General features: G+C 69.7%; 2 protein-coding genes. One reads left to right on the top strand and one right to left on the bottom strand.

Features of this window, described 5'->3' with window-relative positions; all coding sequences use genetic code 11:
• Nucleotides 1-414: 414 nt before the first annotated feature.
• Nucleotides 415-1,980 carry a GMC family oxidoreductase gene (locus Q8O26_RS20685; RefSeq protein ID WP_305579121.1) on the bottom strand — a complete coding sequence of 522 codons (1,566 nt, stop codon included), beginning with the start codon at nucleotides 1,978-1,980 and terminating at the stop codon, nucleotides 415-417.
• 91 nt (nucleotides 1,981-2,071) lie between these two features.
• On the opposite strand from Q8O26_RS20685, the gene Q8O26_RS20690 reads away from it, so the two are divergent.
• The coding region (locus Q8O26_RS20690; RefSeq protein WP_305579123.1) for an AAA family ATPase at nucleotides 2,072-3,426 on the top strand (1,355 nt) is incomplete at its 3' end.

The raw sequence follows: 3,426 nt of genomic DNA on the forward strand, positions 1-3,426 counted from the left end.
ACCATAATGTAAGGCGTCAAATAGAGCATTTGCGGCGTTGCCCCGTTCTCTGGAGGAGCGTCGGATCTCGCCCGGGTGGCCCAGGCGGCCAACGGGTTGAAGGCGTTCGTCACTGCATGAGATTGCGGCGGCAATCAACCAGCTAGGCATCCCCACTGCCACAGGCCATGGGGTCTTGCACCCCACCCAGCTGAGGCACTTCTGGACGCTATGACCTGTAAATGACCCGGCGCTCCCCGGAGTGACGCAGCATGTCCAAGGGTTTTCTTCGGGGCGAAGCGGCTTCCATGCTGCCTGAGTGCGTCCCTCGTTGAAAGTTCCTCAATGCCTTCAAAGGAACCTTTTGCAAAGGTGGGCACCATAAGTACTTGTCAATTCGTTGTTATTTGACAACCTCCGGGCCCACCACTCCCTTCAACGTCCCCCCTTCATCCTCTTCGCCGCCATCTCCCCGATCATCACGCAGGTGAAGTGCAGGTTGGCGCGGCAGTCGGTCGGCATGATGGAAGCGTCGGCGACGCGTAAGGCTTCGAGGCCGTGGACGCGGAGGTCGGGGTCGACCACGGCTGCGGGGTCGCCGGCCGGCCCCATGCGACAGGTGCCGGCGGCGTGCTGGATGTCGGAAGCCTCGGCCAGCATCAAAGCGTCCAGCTCCGCATCGGGCATGGCGGCGGCCGCCTGGAAGCCTATGCCGCTCTCGCCGAAGGTGATGGCGGAGGCGATGCCGGCGACGGCCGGGTGGGCGGTGATGCGGGCGAGGCGGCGGATGCCGTCGCGCAGACGCATGAGGTCGCGCGCATCGTCCAGCATGTTCTCCTCGACCACGGGGTTGGCGTTCGGGTCTGCCGAGGCGAGGCGCACTTCGCCGCGGGAGAAGGCATCGTAGAGGGCGATGCCGATGGCGCCCTGGGATGAGGGCCGGCCCTCGGCAAGGCCGCGATGGTTGAAGCCGATCATGATCATGTCGCGCTCGCCGCCGCCGGCGAGCCCCGAGGAATAGGTGACGCAGCAATTGGTGTGGCGGGCATCGGGGTGCTGCGCCGCCGCCTCGGGGGTGAGGGCGAGGCTGGCGCGCAGGATCGGGTGATCCATGAAGCCGCGGCCGACCGGGAGATCGGCGCGGACGGCGATGCCGAAGGCGGCGAGGTCCGCCGCCGGTCCGATGCCGGAGCGCATCAGGATGGCCGGGCTGTGGATGGCGCCGGCCGAGAGCACCACCTCGCGCGCCGCGACGTCCTCAAAGCCGCCACCGTCGAAACGGAGGCGGACGCCGGTGGCGCGGCGGCCGTCGAACAGGATGCGGTCGACCAGCGCGCCGCCGCGGATGGTGAGATTGGCCCGGTTCCGGGCGGGCTCGAGATAGCCGTCGTTGGTGGTGATGCGCAGGCCGTTGCGGCTGTTGATCGGATAGCAGGAGACGCCCTCGCCGGTCGCGGCGTTGAGATCCGCCTTCCAGGGATGGCCGGCATCGAGGGCGGCGGCGCGCAGCGCCCGGTCGACGCTGCCCCATTCCGCTATGGGGGTGCGATGGACGGGGAGGGGACCGCCGCGGCGCTGGCCCGGTGCCGTTCCCGCGACGGGGTCGTCCTCGATGGCGTCGAAGAGCGGCAGGACGTCAGCCGCCGACCAGCCGGTGCAGCCAAGCGTCGCCCAGGTGTCGAAGGCCTCGGGCACGCCGCGGATGGCGATCTGCGCATTGACCGTGGAACTGCCGCCCATGGCCTTGCCGCGCCAGTAGAATTTCGGCTCCTGGGCACGCGTGCGGCGGGTCATGAGACCCGGCCATTGCCACTCCGCCTGGTGCCGCGGGTCGTGCATGAAGGGAATGATGTTGGCGCTGCGCAGGGCATGCGGCGCCTCGTGTGAACGCCAGTCGCGGCCTGCCTCCAGAAGGAGGACCTGCCGCTGCGGATCTTCGGAGAGCCGCGCGGCGAGGGCGGCGCCCGCCGAACCCGCACCGACCACGATCACGTCATGCATGCTGTGCCCTCCGCCTGATCCTCGTCATATAGCCTCGCCGTCATCTCGGCTATCGAGGGAGACGCGGGGCGGGGCTTCGGAGGCAGCGGGCATGACTGAGGAGAGCGCCATGGCGGACGGGGCACCTTCCCAGGTTCTCGCCTTTCTGCTGCGAGAGGCCGGTGCCGGGGCGCAGGTCGTCACCACCCATATCTCGCAGGTGGTGATCGGCCGGGACGTGGTGTTCAAGCTGAAGAAGCCGGTGCGGCTGCCCTATCTCGATTTTTCGACGCCCGAACGGCGGCTCGCCTTCTGCGCCCGCGAGTTCGACCTCAACCGGCGCACGGACCCGGCAGGGCTGATCTACCGGGGCGTCAGCCTGATCACCCGCACGGCCGATGGCGGGCTCGGCTTCGACGGGGAGGGGGCGCTGGTGGATGCGGTCGTCCGCATGCGCCCCTTCGACCAGGCGGGCCTCCTCGACCGGATGGCGTCGGAGGGTCCGCTGGCGCCGGCGCTGGTGGATGATCTCGCCGCCGAAATCGCCGCTCTGCATGCGACGGCGGAGGTCTCCATGGACCGCGACGGCGCCCGGCGCATGGGGCGGGTGCTCGACGTCAATGCCGCGGCCTTCGTCGCCAGCGGCCTGATGGACAAGGACGCTGCCGAGACCCTCGACCGGCAGTTCCGGGCGGCGCTGGCCCGGCACGCCGCCCTTCTCGACAGCCGTGCGGCCGCCGGACTGGTGCGCCGCTGTCACGGCGATCTGCATCTGCACAACATCTGCCTCATAGACGCCCGCCCGGTGATTTTCGACTGCCTCGAATTCGACGAGGATCTCGCCACCACCGACGTGCTCTACGACCTCGCCTTCCTGATCATGGACCTCTGGCACCGCGACCAGAGGGCGGCGGCGAACCGGCTGATGAACCGCTATTGCGATGCTACCGGGGAAGCGGCGGGGCTGGCGCTGATCCCCTTCCTCGTGGCTGTCAGGGCGGCGGTCAGGGCCCATGTGACGGCCTCGGCGGGCGCTGCCGGGGAGGCGGACAGCTATCTGGCGCTCGCCCGTGCCGCGCTGTCTCCGGGTCCGGCAGTTCTCCTCGGCATCGGCGGGCTGAGCGGCTCGGGCAAGTCGAGCCTCGCCGCCCTGGTCGCCCCGCATCTCGGGCCGCTGCCGGGCGCGCGCATCCTGTCGAGCGATCGGCTGCGCAAGGCGCGCTTCGGCGTGCCGGCGACGGAGCGCCTCGGGCCGGAGGCCTACCGCCCGGAGGTGTCGGAGGGCGTCTATGCCGAAATGCGGGAGGGCGCGGCGGCGGTCCTCGCCGCCGGACAGGCCGTCATCGCCGATGCGGTTCATGCGCGACCCGGGGAACGCGAAGCGTTGGACGCCCTTGCCGGCGATGCCGGTTGCCACTTCACCGGCATCTGGCTCGACGTGCCTCCCGAGCGGCTGAAGCAGCGGGT

Origin of the sequence: Phreatobacter sp., from assembly GCF_030691135.1 — a bacterium.
Lineage (GTDB): Bacteria > Pseudomonadota > Alphaproteobacteria > Rhizobiales > Phreatobacteraceae > Phreatobacter.

Excerpts from the sequence above, each read along its gene's own strand:
- Q8O26_RS20685 (WP_305579121.1), bottom strand. The coding sequence starts at position 1,980 with ATGCATGACGTGATCGTGGTCGGTGCGGGTTCGGCGGGCGCCGCCCTC.